16 protein-coding genes and 2 pseudogenes are annotated in these 16,952 nt (G+C 34.5%); 6 read left to right on the top strand and 12 right to left on the bottom strand.

Features of this window, described 5'->3' with window-relative positions; all coding sequences use genetic code 11:
• Positions 1-317: 317 nt before the first annotated feature.
• From CQZ94_RS32500 to CQZ94_RS28240, 4 genes are all read right to left on the bottom strand, one after another.
• On the bottom strand, positions 318-875 hold the full coding sequence (locus tag CQZ94_RS32500; protein WP_374954560.1) for an RtcB family protein: 558 nt from the start codon (positions 873-875) through the stop codon (positions 318-320).
• 459 nt (positions 876-1,334) lie between these two features.
• Positions 1,335-1,760, bottom strand: a complete 426-nt coding sequence (locus CQZ94_RS28250; protein WP_105588119.1) for an ester cyclase — start codon at positions 1,758-1,760, stop codon at positions 1,335-1,337.
• Positions 1,761-1,981: 221 nt separating this feature from the next.
• The gene (locus tag CQZ94_RS28245) at positions 1,982-2,896 is read right to left on the bottom strand and encodes a class I SAM-dependent methyltransferase (RefSeq protein WP_142395957.1); all 915 of its coding nucleotides are present in this window, start codon (positions 2,894-2,896) and stop codon (positions 1,982-1,984) included.
• 117 nt (positions 2,897-3,013) lie between these two features.
• Positions 3,014-3,199: a hypothetical protein gene (locus tag CQZ94_RS28240; protein ID WP_105588117.1), complete on the bottom strand. Its 186-nt coding sequence runs from the start codon at positions 3,197-3,199 to the stop codon at positions 3,014-3,016.
• 70 nt (positions 3,200-3,269) lie between these two features.
• Here CQZ94_RS28240 and CQZ94_RS32595 point away from each other — a divergent pair.
• Positions 3,270-3,467, top strand: a pseudogene (locus CQZ94_RS32595) (hypothetical protein); the annotation flags it as partial.
• Between the two features lie 59 nt (positions 3,468-3,526).
• On the opposite strand, the gene CQZ94_RS28230 reads toward CQZ94_RS32595, so the two are convergent.
• A complete protein-coding gene (locus tag CQZ94_RS28230) occupies positions 3,527-4,228 on the bottom strand; it encodes a DsbA family oxidoreductase (protein ID WP_105588116.1) in 702 nt (233 codons plus the stop codon).
• A 455-nt stretch (positions 4,229-4,683) separates the two neighbouring features.
• Here CQZ94_RS28230 and CQZ94_RS28225 point away from each other — a divergent pair.
• Positions 4,684-5,266 (top strand): annotated as a pseudogene (locus CQZ94_RS28225) (AAA family ATPase).
• Positions 5,267-5,439: 173 nt separating this feature from the next.
• Positions 5,440-6,558: an LPXTG cell wall anchor domain-containing protein gene (locus CQZ94_RS28220; protein WP_105588115.1), complete on the top strand. Its 1,119-nt coding sequence runs from the start codon at positions 5,440-5,442 to the stop codon at positions 6,556-6,558.
• Between the two features lie 82 nt (positions 6,559-6,640).
• Here the strand turns inward: CQZ94_RS28220 and CQZ94_RS28215 are convergent, their stop codons facing one another.
• Entirely contained in the window at positions 6,641-7,312 is a 672-nt protein-coding gene (locus CQZ94_RS28215; RefSeq protein ID WP_105588114.1) for an ABC transporter ATP-binding protein, read from the bottom strand.
• Positions 7,312-8,376: an ABC transporter permease gene (locus tag CQZ94_RS28210; RefSeq protein WP_105588113.1), complete on the bottom strand. Its 1,065-nt coding sequence runs from the start codon at positions 8,374-8,376 to the stop codon at positions 7,312-7,314. The genes CQZ94_RS28215 and CQZ94_RS28210 overlap by 1 nt, the downstream gene beginning before the upstream one ends.
• Positions 8,377-8,560: 184 nt before the next feature.
• On the opposite strand from CQZ94_RS28210, the gene CQZ94_RS28205 reads away from it, so the two are divergent.
• On the top strand, positions 8,561-9,181 hold the full coding sequence (locus tag CQZ94_RS28205; protein WP_105588112.1) for an ArsR/SmtB family transcription factor: 621 nt from the start codon (positions 8,561-8,563) through the stop codon (positions 9,179-9,181).
• Between the two features lie 145 nt (positions 9,182-9,326).
• Positions 9,327-10,586, top strand: coding sequence for an MFS transporter (locus CQZ94_RS28200; protein ID WP_105588111.1), 1,260 nt, complete (start codon positions 9,327-9,329; stop codon positions 10,584-10,586).
• A 45-nt stretch (positions 10,587-10,631) separates the two neighbouring features.
• On the opposite strand, the gene CQZ94_RS28195 is transcribed toward CQZ94_RS28200, so the two are convergent.
• From CQZ94_RS28195 to CQZ94_RS28175, 5 genes are all read right to left on the bottom strand, one after another.
• Positions 10,632-12,008 (bottom strand): sensor histidine kinase, encoded by a 1,377-nt coding sequence (locus CQZ94_RS28195; protein WP_105588110.1) that lies wholly within the window; start codon positions 12,006-12,008, stop codon positions 10,632-10,634.
• Between the two features lies 1 nt (position 12,009).
• A complete protein-coding gene (locus CQZ94_RS28190; RefSeq protein WP_105588109.1) occupies positions 12,010-12,687 on the bottom strand; it encodes a response regulator transcription factor in 678 nt (225 codons plus the stop codon).
• 205 nt (positions 12,688-12,892) lie between these two features.
• Positions 12,893-13,732: a YitT family protein gene (locus CQZ94_RS28185; protein ID WP_105588108.1), complete on the bottom strand. Its 840-nt coding sequence runs from the start codon at positions 13,730-13,732 to the stop codon at positions 12,893-12,895.
• A gap of 576 nt (positions 13,733-14,308) precedes the next feature.
• Positions 14,309-14,578 carry a 2TM domain-containing protein gene (locus CQZ94_RS28180; protein WP_105588107.1) on the bottom strand — a complete coding sequence of 90 codons (270 nt, stop codon included), beginning with the start codon at positions 14,576-14,578 and terminating at the stop codon, positions 14,309-14,311.
• A 216-nt stretch (positions 14,579-14,794) separates the two neighbouring features.
• Positions 14,795-15,436 carry an ATP F0F1 synthase subunit alpha gene (locus CQZ94_RS28175; RefSeq protein ID WP_105588120.1) on the bottom strand — a complete coding sequence of 214 codons (642 nt, stop codon included), beginning with the start codon at positions 15,434-15,436 and terminating at the stop codon, positions 14,795-14,797.
• Positions 15,437-15,749: 313 nt separating this feature from the next.
• Here CQZ94_RS28175 and CQZ94_RS28170 point away from each other — a divergent pair, with 313 nt between their 5' ends.
• Positions 15,750-16,781: a S66 family peptidase gene (locus CQZ94_RS28170; protein ID WP_105588106.1), complete on the top strand. Its 1,032-nt coding sequence runs from the start codon at positions 15,750-15,752 to the stop codon at positions 16,779-16,781.
• Positions 16,782-16,952 lie beyond the last annotated feature (171 nt).

The raw sequence follows: 16,952 nt of genomic DNA, 5'->3' as shown, positions 1-16,952 counted from the left end.
GTTTCATTCCGCCTGCTTCTATAGCTAATTGATTAAGTGTAGCGGGAGACATATAGCGATATAACTCTTCGGCAAATAAAGACAACTCTTGTTTTTGATGCATATTCATAAAAAGCACGTCACCCTTTCTTATTAACATAAGAGAATAGTAACGTGCTTTTAACTTCAAGAATAGTCTAAATCCTTAAGTTGATGGATGTGTGCAACTACCCCTATATAAACATTTAAATTATTCTTCACAATCCCCCTACTTCCAATAGCAATATACTCAATACTTTCCAGCACTATATCTCATTACAATAAACGTTACTCCTCTTTTAGTTCGCTTTAAAATTGTAAATTGGCTTAATAATATGTTTGATATCGATTGTTTCTTTTGTATTCTCAACAATTTCATTCATTGGCTTAATAATATGTTTGATATCGATTGTTTCTTTTGTATTCTCAACAATTTCATTCATTGGCTTAATAATATGTTTGATATCGATTGTTTCTTTTGTATTCTCAACAATTTCATTCATTGGCTTAATAATATGTTTGATATCGATTGTTTCTTTTGTATTCTCAACAATTTCATTCATTGGCTTATAAACCATTGGAGCTTCATCTAAAGTGCTTTCTGCAACAGATGTAGTCCAAACCGCTGTCATTGTATTTTGAAAATCCTCTAAGTTAAGTACTTCTTTAGCCTTCTTACGGCTCATAATACACTCCGCTCCATGTGGTCCAGAAAAGTTCCAATCTGCATTTCCTTTACCAAATGCAATAATTGAACCGTCTCTCATATTAATTGGAATAATTTGACCTGCTGTAGTTTCTTCGACATTAGTAGTAAACACTTTCGCTTCATTGTATTTTCCTTGTAATTTCAACATCTTTTATTTCTCCTTTCCTTTAGTTTCCACAAAACAGTGATTAATATTTAATTGAATTATTGGAGCTTTAAGTGGTGATACAAATAACTAATACATTTAGATGAAATATAGATTTAAACCATGTAGTAATATACATATCATTATACTTTCCATCACTACATCTCATTTCCTTTTTCCATAAAAAAGAGACACAGAGATTTCTCCCCATGCCTAATTGTAGCTTTAAAATAAAGTTTAATCGAAATAATGACATTAACCTGAATAAACGAACAAAAGAAAAGAGCGTATTTTAAAAAAGATCGATCAAAACATGCTCTTCTTGTGATAATTTGAATGATTCTTTTAGAAAAAAGTGTAATCGTTTTGTACCCCTTATTCAACAGAAGCACTCCGCTTAACAAGATGTTGTTAACAGGTTTTTTTTAGTGCTTTTATTTTTCTATTACTCTTAAAAATTAACTACTGAATATTTTTATTGCACTCTAATTGATTTTGAATTCCTGACCTATCAATTTGAATCCAATACTCTGAAATTTTCCCATCTTCTATTCTATACACCGCACTTGCCATTTGAATTATTGGGAGTCCTGTAGGTTGATATCCATCGATTTCTCCTAGGTGTATACCTACTTGTTTCCAACGTACATATACTTTACTTCCTTGTACTAAAAATTCTTGAATTTCTAAAGAAAAATTACCATATACTTCAATCATCTCTCTTACATGTTCAGCATAATCTCTAGGCGTTCTGTAAACTGTTTGTTCTTCTTCAGATACAATTTGATGTGCCAATACTTTTTCTGCCATTAATTGATTTGAATAGTCAGGATTATTCCCTGAACGTACTTCTTCAAAAAATTTTCTAACAATTTGTTCTGGCGTCATTTAAAAACCCCCTTATTAATAAATCCAATACTAATCATATCACAGTTTATTTTAATCTAACTATTAAAGTAAACTGCTCCATGTGTACAATAAAAAAACAAAACCTCTTCTTTATTAAGATATTTCGGTTCATCTTTTTTAGAAAAGTCGAAACTTTATTCAAAACATCGCGTCTTTTTTAAAACATCGTGACTTTATTCCAAATCCACACTAATAATTATCTACTTCTTCACCGCATGAACATAATACACCGTCTCAAAAGCTTCTAAATAATCGTTTCGTCCCTCAAAATATAATTTATTAATGTCCTCTGGTGATAAGTGCTCATAAATGAGTAAACCGGACTTCTCTAACAGTGCTTCCATTTCTCCGTAAGAGAAACACGATTTCATCGGTTCACCGCCTACCGCAGCCATTTTCACCATGTTTTCAACTCGATTGGACAGTCCTTTTTCCGTAAATAAGTTTTCATCAGGATAATCGAAAACGATGGAACTCCCTACCGGAACCAACTCGAATAAATATTCTATTAAACTGGAAAATTCCTCTTTCGTTAAATAATACGTAACACCTAAAAGACTAAAGAAAGTCTTTGTATTTTCAAAGCCTTCATTGCGTAACTGTTCATAGGAAAATCCTTTCGTAAAATCCATTGCAACAAAATGAAGGTTATTTGGAATTTCAAGCTCTGCTTCTTCTATTCTTCTCTTCTTAAACTGTTGCGTAGCAGGGTGATCAATTTCAAATATTTCTATTTTATTTTCTAATTCTCGGTGTCTAAAACTGAACGTGTCTAAGCCTGCACCAAGTATGGCGTATTGTTTTGCGCCTAGTGTAATTTCATGTAGTAATACTCTTTCGCAATATGCTGCACGTGCTAAAGGTGTTGGTGATAACTGAACTTGCGTAATCCATTTTAATATTTCTTTTTGATTATCTTGAAACCGCTCTGCAATGTCTTTATTGAAAAAATGTATCCCTTGAACCATATTCATTTCAATATTGTTACGCTCTTTTTGTGAAATTAAATCTTTAGCTACATAATCATCAAAGATTTTAGGATTATCAAATTCACTATGATACGCCCTTCCGAAAGCTGATACTAACGACGTTACACTTGCTTCACCTTGTTTCATGGACATACACTCCTTCATTTTCACAACAAAAATAGGGTTCCCCTGGCCAGGAGAACCCTATTATACAACTAATTTTACGTTTGGTAAATTATAGCATATTTATATTTTTTTGTCAAGTTATAACCCTTTCTCTTCAACTTTCAAATTATCCATAATCGCAACTGCCCGAATATGCACATCAGGATATTGCTGACGAACTTGGCTTTTCGCATCATCAAAACTAAAAGCTAAAACCTTTTTATAAAATATAACTTTAGCCATTTCGTACTCTACAGAATAAACACTCTTCGTCTCATGCTCCATATTTCCGCACTCCTTATGGCTGGCGCGCCAGTATTTTATCGACCAATCCATAGTTTAGTGCATTTTCAGCGGTCATAGGGATGCGTCTGTCCAAAACCTTCCAGTTGAAACGATTGAATATCGTTTACCAAATGAGGAACAGGGTTGTTCGTGCTGTCATGGTGCTTTGTATGAAAGAATGCATGAACATCTACTTACTCGAACTATCCTTCATGCAGACGAAATAACCTTCCAAGTTTTACGCGAACCTGGGCGGGCCGCAACAACCACGTTCGGTCAGAACAATAATTTTCCCTCTCGTTGAAAAAAGATCCATTGCCCTGCACACTACTCGTTCTTGCAAACGCCATTCTCACAAACTGGATCCGCTTCGACTGAAGTGGGGTTCAGCACAGTTGATGACTGTGATTCGGCCCATGTTTTCTCAAGTGCTTCGAGAAACACATTCGCCGGCTGCGCGCCGGAAACAGCATATTTGCGATCGATGACGTAAAACGGTACGCCACTTACCCCCAAACGAATGCCCTCGAGATGATCCGCCCGCACTTCATCGGTGAACTGATCGCTTGCCAGCATCTCCTCTGTAGCTTTCGGATCAAGCCCTGCTTCGGTGGCAATCGTAATCAACGTTTCATGACGGCCAACATGCTTGCATTCGGTAAAATAAACTTTGAACAACAGCTCGGCTACCTCATTATTTTTGCCATGCTGCGCCGCAAAGTGAAGCAGACGGTGAGCGTCTAACGTATTTGTCAGCTGAAGCGTATCAAATCTAAGGTCCAAGCCCTCTGCTTCAGCCTGTTTGGCAAGCCTCTCGTGTATCTCCTTTGCCGCTTCCCGGCTCATTCCAGATCTGGCGGAAAGCGCATCGTACTCCGTATCTTTCTTCGCGCTTTCATTCAGTTGAAAGCTTTTGTAAACAATTTGTACTTGATCTTTATGGACAAAGTGCTCAAGTCCTGCTTCGATACGACGTTTCCCAATATAACAGAATGGACAAGCAATGTCTGACCACACTTCCACTTTCATTTGAAAACCTCCTTCATACTGCAACCGCGTCTCAACTTGATTGACTATATTGTGCATAGTACAATAAACCCTTAAATAAAGTCAACTTAATTGACTTTATTTAAGGGTTTATTGGGTTCTGGTGCAAATAATTAAAAAAGATATAAAAAGACGTAGATTTTTCGTTTCGCTATATTTTACATTCTCCATTTTTATCACTCGAACATTAGCTCTGCAACTGAATATAGGGCTGTTTTTTCATAGAAAAACCTCCACATGTAGTATGTAAGGAGATTATCTCATGGGTTATTTACAAATTGTAGGTGGGGAAGATTTGACGCTTACCTTTTAAACGATTTATATCGATACATTCCCTGTCATTTCAACAATTTGTTTGTTTTCTAGAAGGAATATTTTAGTTCAGACAGAATATTCCTATTTAATACTCTATAAAAGGAATATTAACGGAGGCCGTCATGAAAAGATTAGTCATCATTACAGTAGGAAAAACACACAGCGGAAAAACTACATTTGCAAAAGCGCTAGAAAAAGAGTTACATAACTCTTTTATTATGGATCAAGATAACCACGCTGAATTTATTAACACGTATTATGAAAAATTGCAGCCAACAAAAGGACCGAATACATTGAAGCACGGTCTTTCAAAGTTCATTGTTGACTATGCAAAAGAGCATACAAATTCACACCTTATTATTTGCAACTCAAATAGAAGCCGAAATGGAAGAATGTATTTGCTAAATGAATTGTTTAAGACCGAAGAATATGTACGTATATTAGTTCATTTTGATATTCCAGATGACGTTCTTTATAAGAGAGTGACTCGTAGTGAACGAAATACAAATATATTTAGAGGTAGATATTCCAATTTTGAAGAAGTACTCGTTCGGCAACAGGCTGAATCTCTACATGAAGATGTAGTGGATCCAATAGAAAATGAGGCAGATTATTTATTTATTTATTATTAACGATAGTGAGAAAGTAAACCCTACTATAAAAGAAATTGTTCATATTGCTGAAGGTCTATCTTCCGTACGTTGATGTCTTTTAGCCCCCTACTCCATAGCTAAAAAAGAAAGTTTAATAGTAGTCATAGATTATTATGAAAATAATTCCTCTGGGCGTCGCAGATGGTATATAATGATATAATAATCTACTTTTATATGCTCAATTTTACACAATAGAGGTCATTCATAGAAAAGAGGTACAAAAATATGAAAACAAAACAAACAATCGCTGCGTCTACACTAGCTTTAGCGATGATTGCGGGATCTACCCCTACTCATGCAGAAGTAAATGATGCTCCTGCTGGGCAAAGTACGGGAGATCGATTAGCTGAAATTAAGCAACATAGACAAGAGTTAGATGCGAAATTGCAGCAACACAAAGAAAATGTGGATCAAACGTTACATGAACTTAACCAAGTTAAGCAAACTGTCGATGAAAAAGCGAATGAACTGCAGCAGCATAAACAAGTTGCTGACGAAAAAATCGGCGAGATTAAACAACATAAACAAGAGTTAGATGCAAAACTTCAGCAAGACAAACAAATTGCCGATGAGAAAATCGCTGAAATTAAAGAGCATAAAAAGCAAGTAGATGAAAAAGTTGCTGAAATTAAAGAGCATAAGCAAACTGTTGATGAAAAGGTTAATGAGATTAAAGAGCATAAACAAACTGTTGATGAAAAGGTTAATGAAATTAAGCAGCATAAAGAGAACATCGATCAGAAGGTTAATGAACTTAAGCAGGTTAAAAAACATGTAGATGAAACATTAGCTGAGTTAAAGAAAGCGAAACAAACTGCAGAGGACAAACTTGCTGAAATTAAAGAAAATAAGCCGAATACCGGGAACACGTTAGAGGAACTTAAGAAAATTAAACAAAATTTAGATAGTCTTTCATCTAACTTAGAACTAGCTAAACAAGATGTGAAAAACAAACTTGCTGAGTTACAAGAAGCTAGACAGGACTTAATAAATAAATTGAACGAAATCAAACAAGCGAAACAAACTGTTTCAGACGATTTAACAAAGAAAAAACAAGACTTAGATATTAAAATAAATGATTTTAAACATACTGAGAAAAAAATTGACGACAAATTAGCTGAGTTACATACAACGAAGCAAAATGTAGACACACAAGTAAACGAATTGTCTAAACAAACGCCAGCTAGTACTGGTACTACGAATGCTCAAACGAAAAACAATGCTAGAGAACTTCCTAACGCTGGTAGTGAGCAATCAAGTAACGTGCCTCTAGGAATGTTATCAATTATAGGTGGACTTTTATTATTAACGCGCAATAAAATTAAAATGTTTTTCTCAAAATAATGCTATTATAACTATCTTAAATTATTAATAAAAAGGACAACAGCGCTTATATGTACTGTTGTCCTTTTTCGTTGTTGCAATTTTATATTAACTGTCCGTCTCTAAGCGTCAATATACGATCACATACATCAAGCATTCTTTCATCATGTGTAATCATAATTGCTGCTTTTTGGCTTTCTTTCACTTCACGTTTCATCATTTCAACAACTTCACGTGCACGTTTTGAATCTAAGCTTGCAGTTGGTTCATCAGCTAATATTAAATCTGGGTTGTTCATGAAAGCACGAGCGATTGCTACCCTTTGTTTTTCCCCACCAGATAGTTGATTTGGATAATGATTTTTTCTTTCTCCTAATCCAAATGCCGCTAATAAATGATCCGCACGTTTTTCAGACTCTTGTTTGCTGTCTTTTTTTAACTTTGCAATGTAAAGTAATTGTTCTTTTACATTTAAATACGGAACAAGATTTGCAAACTGGAAAATGAAGCCGATTTTTTTCAAACGAATATCTGTCATTTCCTTTTCTGATAACTGCGTAATATTTTGCTCACGAATGTAAATATCCCCTTTTGAAGGTGATAGTAATGCACCCGCGATTGATAATAATGTACTTTTCCCTGATCCAGAAGGACCGACGATTCCGATAAACTCTCCAGCTTTCACATCAAGCGACATCGGATGAAGGGCTGTTACTTCAGTATTCCCTTCTCCGTACACTTTACTTACTTTGTCTAATTTTAATAATGAAGTCATTACATCCCGCCTCCAATTGCTTCTAATGCATCAACTTTTAATACTTGATATAACGAAATAAGTGTTCCTAAAATACTAATTACGATAAAGATTACTGCATATTGTGCAATCATCGGTGTTGTTAATAAGAACGGCATACCCGCTGGTAAAATTTGTTCTAATCCTTGTACAAGAACAATACTGATTACCATCGCAACAACTGATAAGAATAATGCCTGCACGACTAAGCTATTTGCTAAATAAGAATTTTTCGTACCAATTGCTTTTAGTACACCTAATTGCTGTGTTTTTTGCAACGTAATTACGTAGAAGAATACACCGATTAGTAACGCAGCGATAACAAGTAAGAACGCAATGATCATCGTTAATGTTCCTTGCTCTTCTTTAAATCCTGGAATACTTTGTAATACTTCTTTTTTGTCGATAACATGTGCATTTTTAATTTCTTTATCTGTATTAAGCGCAATTGCACTATAATCTTTTTGATTTGGTTGAGAGATAGAGCCCCATACGTCTTCATTTACATAAACGACTGGTGTATGGCTAAACATTTGATCTTTCGTAAATCCAACGATTTTAAATTCTTTCTTTGAAACAGGATCAATAATTGTATCCCCAATATCGATTCCTTTTTCTTTAATTGATTCATCAGCAACCATTTCGTTGTTTGCTGTACCTAATTTCTCACCTTTTACAATTTTCGGTTCTAAAAATGAATCACGTTCACTTGAGAAAATAGCAACATCAACTTTTTTCGAACTATCTTTCTTTTCATAAGTTGAAACTTTCACACGAAACGGAACTGCCTCTTTCTCGCCTGCTTGATTTACTACGTTATCTACATCTTCTTTCTTAATTTGTGAACGAAGTAATTTATTTTCCGCATCATCTGCTAATACAAACTTATTTGCCTCCATATTTTGAATCGATGAAGCATTATCATATGATAATCCATTTGCTAATCCTGAAATTACAAGGACTAAAAATGATAATAACACCATAATAAGTCCGATTAATCCATATCTTAATTTTGATTGTTTTAATTCACGCAGAGCTAAAAACATTTCGCTCGCTCCTTCCTCTTACTTTCTATGCACTTATCATAAAAAAGAATTATGAACGGAATATGAACAGAAGATTACAGAGGAAAGATTAAATTTTCAGAAAGTATTGAAAATAATTAAAATCCTTGATACAATTCAGTCAAATAATCTTGACCGAGTAATTTCATTTAAGGAGTTGATCATTTTGAAGCCCATGTTAACACTAACTACTTATAGCCAACTAAAAGCAATAAGCGACCCACTACGTGTCGAAATGATGATACGTCTATGCGAACGTCCTTATACAGGACAACTGCTATCTGAGAAATTCGGCATTTCAAGGGCGAAAATTCATTATCATTTAAAAGAATTAGAGAAGAATGGCCTTATAGAAATCGTATATACAGAAGAAAAGAATGGCATCGTTCAAAAGTTTTATCAATCTGTCGCTAAAGGCTTTACCCCTGCCGCAGAACTATTACCTCATTTAGAAATATTAAGCGAATCAGGTCGCCAAATCTTTTTACAAATGACGGAAAGAACGAAACTTCATATTCTCTCTGCACCTGAAGAAGCTTTTACATTACGAAAAGTAAGTGAAGACCCTGCTGAGTGGAATTATGTTTCATCCATGTGGGAGTTTGAAGCTACGCCAGAACAATTTCAAGTGTGGGTGAAAAAGTTTTATGAATTGATGTACCAATTAGATGAGATAACAAAAGACGCGGATAAAGATCCAAATAGTAAATCTTATTACATTTCTACTACTGCACTACAAATCGACGAGCGAGCAATGCAGCGATTTGTTAAAAAAGAAGAAAAATAAACTCGTCGTTGTTTGTCGTTAAGCCGATATTTCATGTCGAAACGTCGATATAATTTCATTTACAAAAAAATCGTAATACGATTTTTTTTACACCAACGGTCAAATTTATTTTACCGAATAAATTTATTATAAAGGAGTAGATAAAGTGGACGTATTAAAAAACCGGAATTTCCTCTTATTATTTTTAGGGAGAATTTTTACAAACATAGGAGATAGTTTGTATTATGTAGCAGCGATGTGGCTCGTATATAAACTGAGTGGTAATCCTTTTTATTCTGGATTGGCTGGTTTTCTTACGTTATTACCTTCTGCACTTCAATTTCTTACTGGTCCATTCGTTGATAGATGGTCAATAAAATACACCCTCGTAATCACACAAGTCCTGCAATGCATTCTTATTTTAATCATTCCTATTACACACTACTTCGATCTATTAACAGTTCAACTACTACTCATCATTATGCCAATCGTAGCCTTTATCGAACAATTTGCCTATCCCGCACAGTCAAAAGCTTTACCACTTCTACTGAATAAAACACAATTATTAAAAGGAAATTCACTCTTCTCATTTGCGTATCAAGGTATTGATTTAATTTGCACAACTCTTTCAGGAATATTAGTAGCACTACTTGGCGCAATTACTTTATATGTGATTGACTCCTTTACATTCGCGATTACTGCCCTTTTGTTCTTTTCATTAAAAATGCCAAAGCAAACCGAAACAGGCACATCACTTTCCACTAAGCAATATTTCTCTGAATTAAAAGAAGGCTTTTCAATCGTCTTCCGTTCTTTAATGGGCGTTTTCTTAATCGGTTCAGTTGTTGCTAATTTTTCTATCGGTATGACAATGGCAATACTCCCTTCTTTTGCAGACTCTTTAGGGGGCGTAAAACTATACGGTTTCTTTTTAGCCGCTATATCCGCCGGTAGTCTCATTGGAGCATTATTCAGTTCATGGGTTGGTAAACGTAATGTTGGCCGTGTCTCCATTATTAGCTTTGCGGCTGGCGCTCTCTTTTGGTTTCTCTCTACGATCGTACCGTTTCAATGGCTGTCTATTTTCTTATTCGGCCTAGCTTGGATTCCAATTGGTGCCACCAACATATTATTTGCGACAATCAGCCAAATTGCAATTCCAAATCAATATCTTGGACGCATTAACTCAGTCATGCGAAGTATGGGCACAATTGCTATGCCGTTTGGTTCTTTAATTGGTGGATATACTGCAAATGTATTTAGTAGCCAACTCATTTTCGCACTCGCTAGCATCGGGATTTTATTTATTTCTCTCGTATGGCTACTTCATCCGAAATTACGTTCATTGCCGAAAGCTGATGAAATTACAGCGGATACTTTTGGGCTTCGGTTTAAGGAAGAGAGCGGGAAAGGTGCGGCTTTATAACAAAAAATAAGACAATTTCCATTGTGAAATTGTCTTATTTTTCATTTATTTCGGAAGCTCAACCCGAACAGTCGTCCCTTCCCCTTTCGTGCTAAACACTGAAACTGTCCCTTTATGTAGTTCAACGATTTTCTGCACGATAGATAATCCTAAGCCGCTTCCTTCTACGTTTCTTGCCCTAGCTGTGTCTACTTTGTAAAAACGATCAAATATACGATCCATTTCTTCTTTTTCCATACCAATTCCGTTATCTGATATAGAAATGACAATACTGGATTCTAATTCTTCTACAACAAATTCAATTGTCCCACCATCGTTTGAAAACTTAATGCTATTCGTAAAAATATTACTCCATACTTGATGAAGTAAGTTTTCATCACCTTTTATGACGATGTCTGGCACATCAAATTCAACGGCTATATCTTTCTCACGCCATTTCCATTCGAGCATAAAAATGACGTCCTTAATTTGCTTTTGTAAGTGAAACTCTTTAATTTGTAGAACTTTCTCTTCTTTATCTAAAGAAGCTAGCGTAAGTAACTGTTTACATAAACTAGACATTCGCTTACTTTCGCCCTCAATAATTTTTAAATAATGTTTTCTTTCATCTTCGCTCATATTCTCCGACTGTAATGTTTTCGAGAACCCTTGTATCGAAGAAAGCGGCGATTGAAATTCATGAGAAACGTTCGAAACGAACTCTTGTCTCATTTGATCTAATTCTTTAATACTTTTCGTCATCTTTTGAAAATTAGTTGCTAGCGTACCGATTTCATCTTTTCGATTTTCATCTAATTCGATATCATATTCACCACTTGCAATCTTTTTGGTAGCTTTCGTAATTGTTCGAATAGGACGCACAATATACCCTGCTGCAATCGCTATAAAAATAATACTTAATAAAACGATAAAACCAAGTAATACGGCCAAGAAAATTCTCATCTCACCAAATTGCTGCTGAATGTCAGGACGAATAAATAAAGCGTACTGTTTATCGCCGTGTTTTAGCGGCACACCGACGCTATTAATTAATTCATTATCAAAAAATCCTGTAATAAAGAGACGAGTTGGATATGTGGAAACACCATTAAACGTTTCACCTTGCAATACTTTATGAACTGTATCATCACTAATCTTTATCTTACGGAACGCATTGCCGATACGCTTTCCATTCTTTTGGTCATCTACAATATAAATTTCATATCCTAACTTCGCAATAGATTGTAAGTATGCCTCTTTATTTTCTTCACTCTGCTTTTCATATAATGATTTTACTTCCTCAGCATACATTAAAATCTTTTCACTATTATACGGTTTTAACTTCACTTGATAGTACACATTTGTTAATAAAAAACCGATTATACTACTAAGTAGCATAATACCAACCGTCATAAAAACAAATCTAGAATATAATGATTTCATCTTACTTCAACTCCAACTTATAACCGAGTCCGCGCACTGTTGTAATTTGAAAATCATCAGTTCGTTTTGAGAAACGATCTCTTAGTCTCTTCACATGAACGTCAACTGTTCGTTCATCCCCTTCAAAGTCCATTCCCCACACTAACTCAATTAATTCTTCTCTTGAAAATGTTCTTCCAGGATAACTAGCAAGTTGTGATAATAATTCAAATTCCTTTAATGGAAGCAAAATCGTCTGACCGTTACACTTTACTTCAACACCTTTACGATCAATTGTTGTTCCGTGTAGCGTTATTATGTCAGCGCTAAGCATTTGATAACGGCGCAATAAAGCTTTCATACGGAATATCACTTCAGCTGGCTCAAACGGTTTTACAATATAATCGTCCGTACCAGAAATAAATCCTTTTTCTTTATCAACTAACTGATCTTTTGCAGTTAATAAAATAACAGGTATATCATGATACTTCCGAATTTCTTCACATAACGTATAGCCATCAATAAACGGCATCATAATATCCACTATCGCAAGGTGAATATTTTCTTTCTCTAATACGCCTTGAGCTACCTTTCCATCTTCAGCCTCAAAAACTTTAAACCCCTCTTTTTGTAAATGGTAATGTAATAACTCTCTAATATGCTTATCATCATCAGCTAATAAAATATGTATCATCTTCATTAAACCCTCTCTCGTTCATCCTTCTACATCCTTACATTAAGAAACAATTGGATTTTTTGCAAGAAAAAACAAAATGCTATGAAACAGTCGTTTCGTATAAAAGTTAATAAATAAAAAGAATCTATTTTGAAAAAAGATTATTCAAAATAGATTCTCACATTTTAGTATTAAGATTATTTTAACAAAAAACAATTCCTAACTATTATTAAGCCTTAGAAATATCAACAAATCCTTCTCCGAACACATCACGAACATCGTGGATAGCGATGAAAGCAGCCGGATCCGTAGTTTGAACAATCCGCTTTAGCTTCACTACTTCTTGCTTATTAATAACAATATAAAGAATTTCCTTCGGAGTTTTTGTGTAATAGCCATGACCTGAATACACAGTAACCCCTCTGCCCATTAAAGTAGTCACCTTTTGGGCAATTTCATTCGGGTTATCAGAAATAATCGTAATGGCCTTCTTCGGATTCAAACCTTCAATTACAAATTCCATTACTTTCGTTCCTACATATAACATAATAATTGTCAGCATCAGTTTTTCTGCACCAATGATGAAATAAGATGAAAACGCAACGATTAAATCGAAGAACAGTAGACCGTAGCTAATACTCCAGCCTAAGTACTTATGGGTCATCCTCGCTAAGATGGTAGTCCCTGCTGTCGTTCCACCTACACGAATGATTAGACCAATACCGCACCCGATAAATATTCCACCGAAAATGGCATTTACGAGCATTTCATCTGAAGCAATCGTCCAGCCTTCTGTCAAATGAAGGAACAGCGAGTTAGTAACTACAGCAATAATCGTATAAATCGTTGTGATCTTATTTAAGAATTTATAACCGACTATTAGCAAAATCGCATTTAAAATTAAGTTGACTAAGCCTGGTGACCATTCAAATAAATAGTAGGTAATAATCGTGATACCCGTTACTCCGCCTTCACCAAACTCGTTCGGAATAACAAACAAATTCACACCTAACGCAAAAAGAAATGCACCAATAATAATAAAAATAATGTCTGTCGTTCTTTTTTTCATACAGTACCTCACTTCTTATGTAAATATTTATTCTGTCATAAACTCTCACCATTATATCGTGGAATATTCAAATCGAACAGTGGTTTGTTTTTATTTTAATATAGGATGATAAATCAACTTTATCCTATATCCACATGTAATTAAAAAAGTAAAACAACTGTATTTATTATGTACTACAAATAAAGTTTTGATTTCACACGCAATTCACGCTTAAAAATGAATATGAACACTCACTCGCACAAACTTCGAATAAAAAACAAATAGGCGAAGCCATAGAATAGACTTCGCATCAAGCATTTGATCACAGAGATTTATATGAAATTTTATACCCGCTTATACCTCGGCATTGATTACTATTTCAGCTTGTAGATTTCTATTACTATCATCACTAATTCCAACTGATATCCTCTTAATTGGCTTCTACATTCTGTCTCCCCACACTTATTAATGTAGATTCGAAATAAAGTTTGATCAAAATGGATTCTTCTCCAGCAGATTTAAGTTTAGTTTTTATAAACATGCTATGTTCTAAAAGAAACTTGCTATTTTTTATATTCATACATTCCAGAAATAAATTTACTTATCTTTCTCCATATATTCTTTAATCTTTCGTTCTTCCCACTCTTTTCCGAATATCCCAAATGGAAAAGTTGTCAAACCGTGTATAACGATACCGATCCCCCAACCTCCAAGTGGATATAAAAACCATAATTTACTTGAATCAGAGCTTACATTTATTAAAAAAAGCATCAGATTAACTAGTATATAGACCGTTAAATGAATGTAAAACGCTTTTAAATTCTCCACCCTTTTTTTAGCTCGTAAATAATTCTCATCTCGCTCCATATATAAACACCTCTTTCATTATTGTATTTTTTAAACTCGCTCCGATTTAAACATCATATTCTAATCGAAAATCCCTTATTCTCAAAAAAAACACAAAACAAAAAATACCCATCAAATTGTCATACACATGATAATTTGATGGGTACTGCATGATACATTTAGTTTTTACATTTATTGTTTGGAGTAAATTGCAAATAACGACTTATACTCGCTTTATTAAGACCAGATCCATACATCCTCATTATTTTCAATGTTGTTCTTTACTTCATGAACTTTTTCAATATGATCCGTTGTGTTGTAGTTAATAGAAATTCCGCCCCAACCTACATACTTCATATCAATTTTTACTTTCTCTCCCGTATTAAATACTTGTCCCTTCGTTAAGTACACTTCAATAATAGCTTTCTTCCCATTTACTGATGGATACTGAACTACAACATATTTAGTAGAACCTGCTACCTCATCTTCCACCGTTGCTACTTTTGACACTTCCCCAATCACATAATCAGGTGAGCCATCTTCTTTCATATGCATACCTAACTTGTTTGTTGTATTTTCAACTGTAGTCGCAATCATATATTCCGTAAAATTACGCATCATAGATCCAGTAGCTTTTACTTCGTCTCCTACTTTCACATTTGAAAGCGAATCAATATACACGCTAACAGGTTCCTCATATTGCTTAGATTTCACAACAATCACACCATTATTCACTTCTACTACTCGTCCTTCTAACGTAGAGAAATTCAATTCAATAGAAGCAGCACTCGCTTTTGTTATTTCTAATCCTGGTAAATTCGTTCCTGATAATGCTGCAATTCCTAAAGCACCTGCTAAAATTATTTTTTTCATACCCATTATGTAACATCTCCATTCATGATGATTTTATTTGTTTGATTGGATACGACCAACCTGCAACTATTATAGTTACAGGTTGTGAGAAATAGCAACCATCTTTCTCATGCAATGATGCATACTGTAACTTTTAAATATAAAGTTTGATAAAAAGATTTATTGTATTTTATTCCTATATTCAGCAATAGTGTTAGATTCATAAATAACTGCAGGTGTATTTGTTAATGGTGGCGAAATTAAATGTCATGTACTATGTTCTTCAACTCTACGGTTTGTATAGTCGTAGTTAATTACATTATGTAGGAGCGGAATTAATATGTTAATGAAACCACAAAGATTACAGCCAGGAGATGTTGTCGCAACAGTAAGTGCTTCTTGGGGAGGAGCAGGTGATGCTAATCTAAGATGGCGTTATGAGCAAGGAGTAAAGAGATTAGAAGAGGTATTCGGCCTTAAAGTTGTCCCTATGGCAAATAGTTTAAAAGGTAGCGAATATCTTTATAATAATCCACAAGCTCGTGCGGAGGATTTAATGACAGCCTTTAAAGATACTCGTGTTAAAGCAATTATTACGAATATTGGCGGAGAAGATAGTATCCGTTTACTACCTTATATTGATTTTAATATTATACGCGAAAACCCGAAAATCTTTATGGGTTACTCTGACGATACCGTTTCACATTTGTTTTGTCATAAAGCAGGAATTTCCTCTTTTTACGGTCCAGCTATTTTAACCGATTTTGCCGAAAATGTGGAGATGGATCCATATACGATTGAAACTGTGAATCGAACTCTCTTTTCAAATGAGATTATTGGCGAAATTCAACCAGCTCATGAATGGACGAGTGAGCGTTTAGAATGGATAGAGGTAAATAAGGATCAAAAACGAACAATGCAGCAGAACAATGGATATGAGTTACTTCAAGGCTCTACCACTGTACAAGGGCGTTTAATTGGTGGTTGTATTGAAGTGCTGGAATTTGTAAAAGGAACAGAACTTTGGCCTGAGAAAAAACATTGGGAGAATAGTATCCTTTTCTTTGAAACATCTGAAGAACATCCAGAACCAAATTACATAAAGTATTGGTTACGAAATTATGCAGCACAAGGCATTCTGCAAAAAACAAAGGGGATTATCTTTGGTAAACCGAAAGACGAAAAATATTATGAAGAATATAAACATGCAATACTTAAGATTATGAAGGAAAATAATTTAGAAGATTTGCCAATTCTTTATAATTTAAATTTCGGCCATACCGAACCGAAGTTTATTTTGCCTTACGGCGCAATGGCAGAAATTGATTGTAATAATGGATCTTTCTGTATTTTAGAAAGTGGAGTGGAATAAATAAATTTATAGGTGCCCATTCAATTTTGCCATCACAGATAAAGAAATTCTCTATTTAGAAATCTCTGTGCATCGAAATGTAACTTTTCCTTCCCAAATTAAAAAGGCCCTATATGTGGTCTTATCCCTGTCAAGTAGACAGTATTAAAAAGACTAAGCAGCCATCGAGAC

The organism is Bacillus sp. MYb209 (assembly GCF_002975175.1).
Classification (GTDB): Bacteria; Bacillota; Bacilli; order Bacillales; family Bacillaceae_G; genus Bacillus_A.
Note: the sequence above shows the minus strand (reverse complement) of the source record. Positions and strands in the feature narration are given on the sequence as shown.

Coding starts and splice junctions, on each gene's coding strand:
- CQZ94_RS32500 (WP_374954560.1), bottom strand. CDS start 875: ATGTTGAAATTACAAGGAAAATACAATGAAGCGAAAGTGTTTACTACT.
- CQZ94_RS28250 (WP_105588119.1), bottom strand. CDS start 1,760: ATGACGCCAGAACAAATTGTTAGAAAATTTTTTGAAGAAGTACGTTCA.
- CQZ94_RS28245 (WP_142395957.1), bottom strand. CDS start 2,896: ATGAAACAAGGTGAAGCAAGTGTAACGTCGTTAGTATCAGCTTTCGGA.
- CQZ94_RS28240 (WP_105588117.1), bottom strand. CDS start 3,199: ATGGAGCATGAGACGAAGAGTGTTTATTCTGTAGAGTACGAAATGGCT.
- CQZ94_RS28230 (WP_105588116.1), bottom strand. CDS start 4,228: ATGAAAGTGGAAGTGTGGTCAGACATTGCTTGTCCATTCTGTTATATT.
- CQZ94_RS28220 (WP_105588115.1), top strand. CDS start 5,440: ATGAAAACAAAACAAACAATCGCTGCGTCTACACTAGCTTTAGCGATG.
- CQZ94_RS28215 (WP_105588114.1), bottom strand. CDS start 7,312: ATGACTTCATTATTAAAATTAGACAAAGTAAGTAAAGTGTACGGAGAA.
- CQZ94_RS28210 (WP_105588113.1), bottom strand. CDS start 8,376: ATGTTTTTAGCTCTGCGTGAATTAAAACAATCAAAATTAAGATATGGA.
- CQZ94_RS28195 (WP_105588110.1), bottom strand. CDS start 12,008: ATGAAATCATTATATTCTAGATTTGTTTTTATGACGGTTGGTATTATG.
- CQZ94_RS28190 (WP_105588109.1), bottom strand. CDS start 12,687: ATGAAGATGATACATATTTTATTAGCTGATGATGATAAGCATATTAGA.
- CQZ94_RS28185 (WP_105588108.1), bottom strand. CDS start 13,732: ATGAAAAAAAGAACGACAGACATTATTTTTATTATTATTGGTGCATTT.
- CQZ94_RS28180 (WP_105588107.1), bottom strand. CDS start 14,578: ATGGAGCGAGATGAGAATTATTTACGAGCTAAAAAAAGGGTGGAGAAT.
- CQZ94_RS28175 (WP_105588120.1), bottom strand. CDS start 15,436: ATGGGTATGAAAAAAATAATTTTAGCAGGTGCTTTAGGAATTGCAGCA.
- CQZ94_RS28170 (WP_105588106.1), top strand. CDS start 15,750: ATGTTAATGAAACCACAAAGATTACAGCCAGGAGATGTTGTCGCAACA.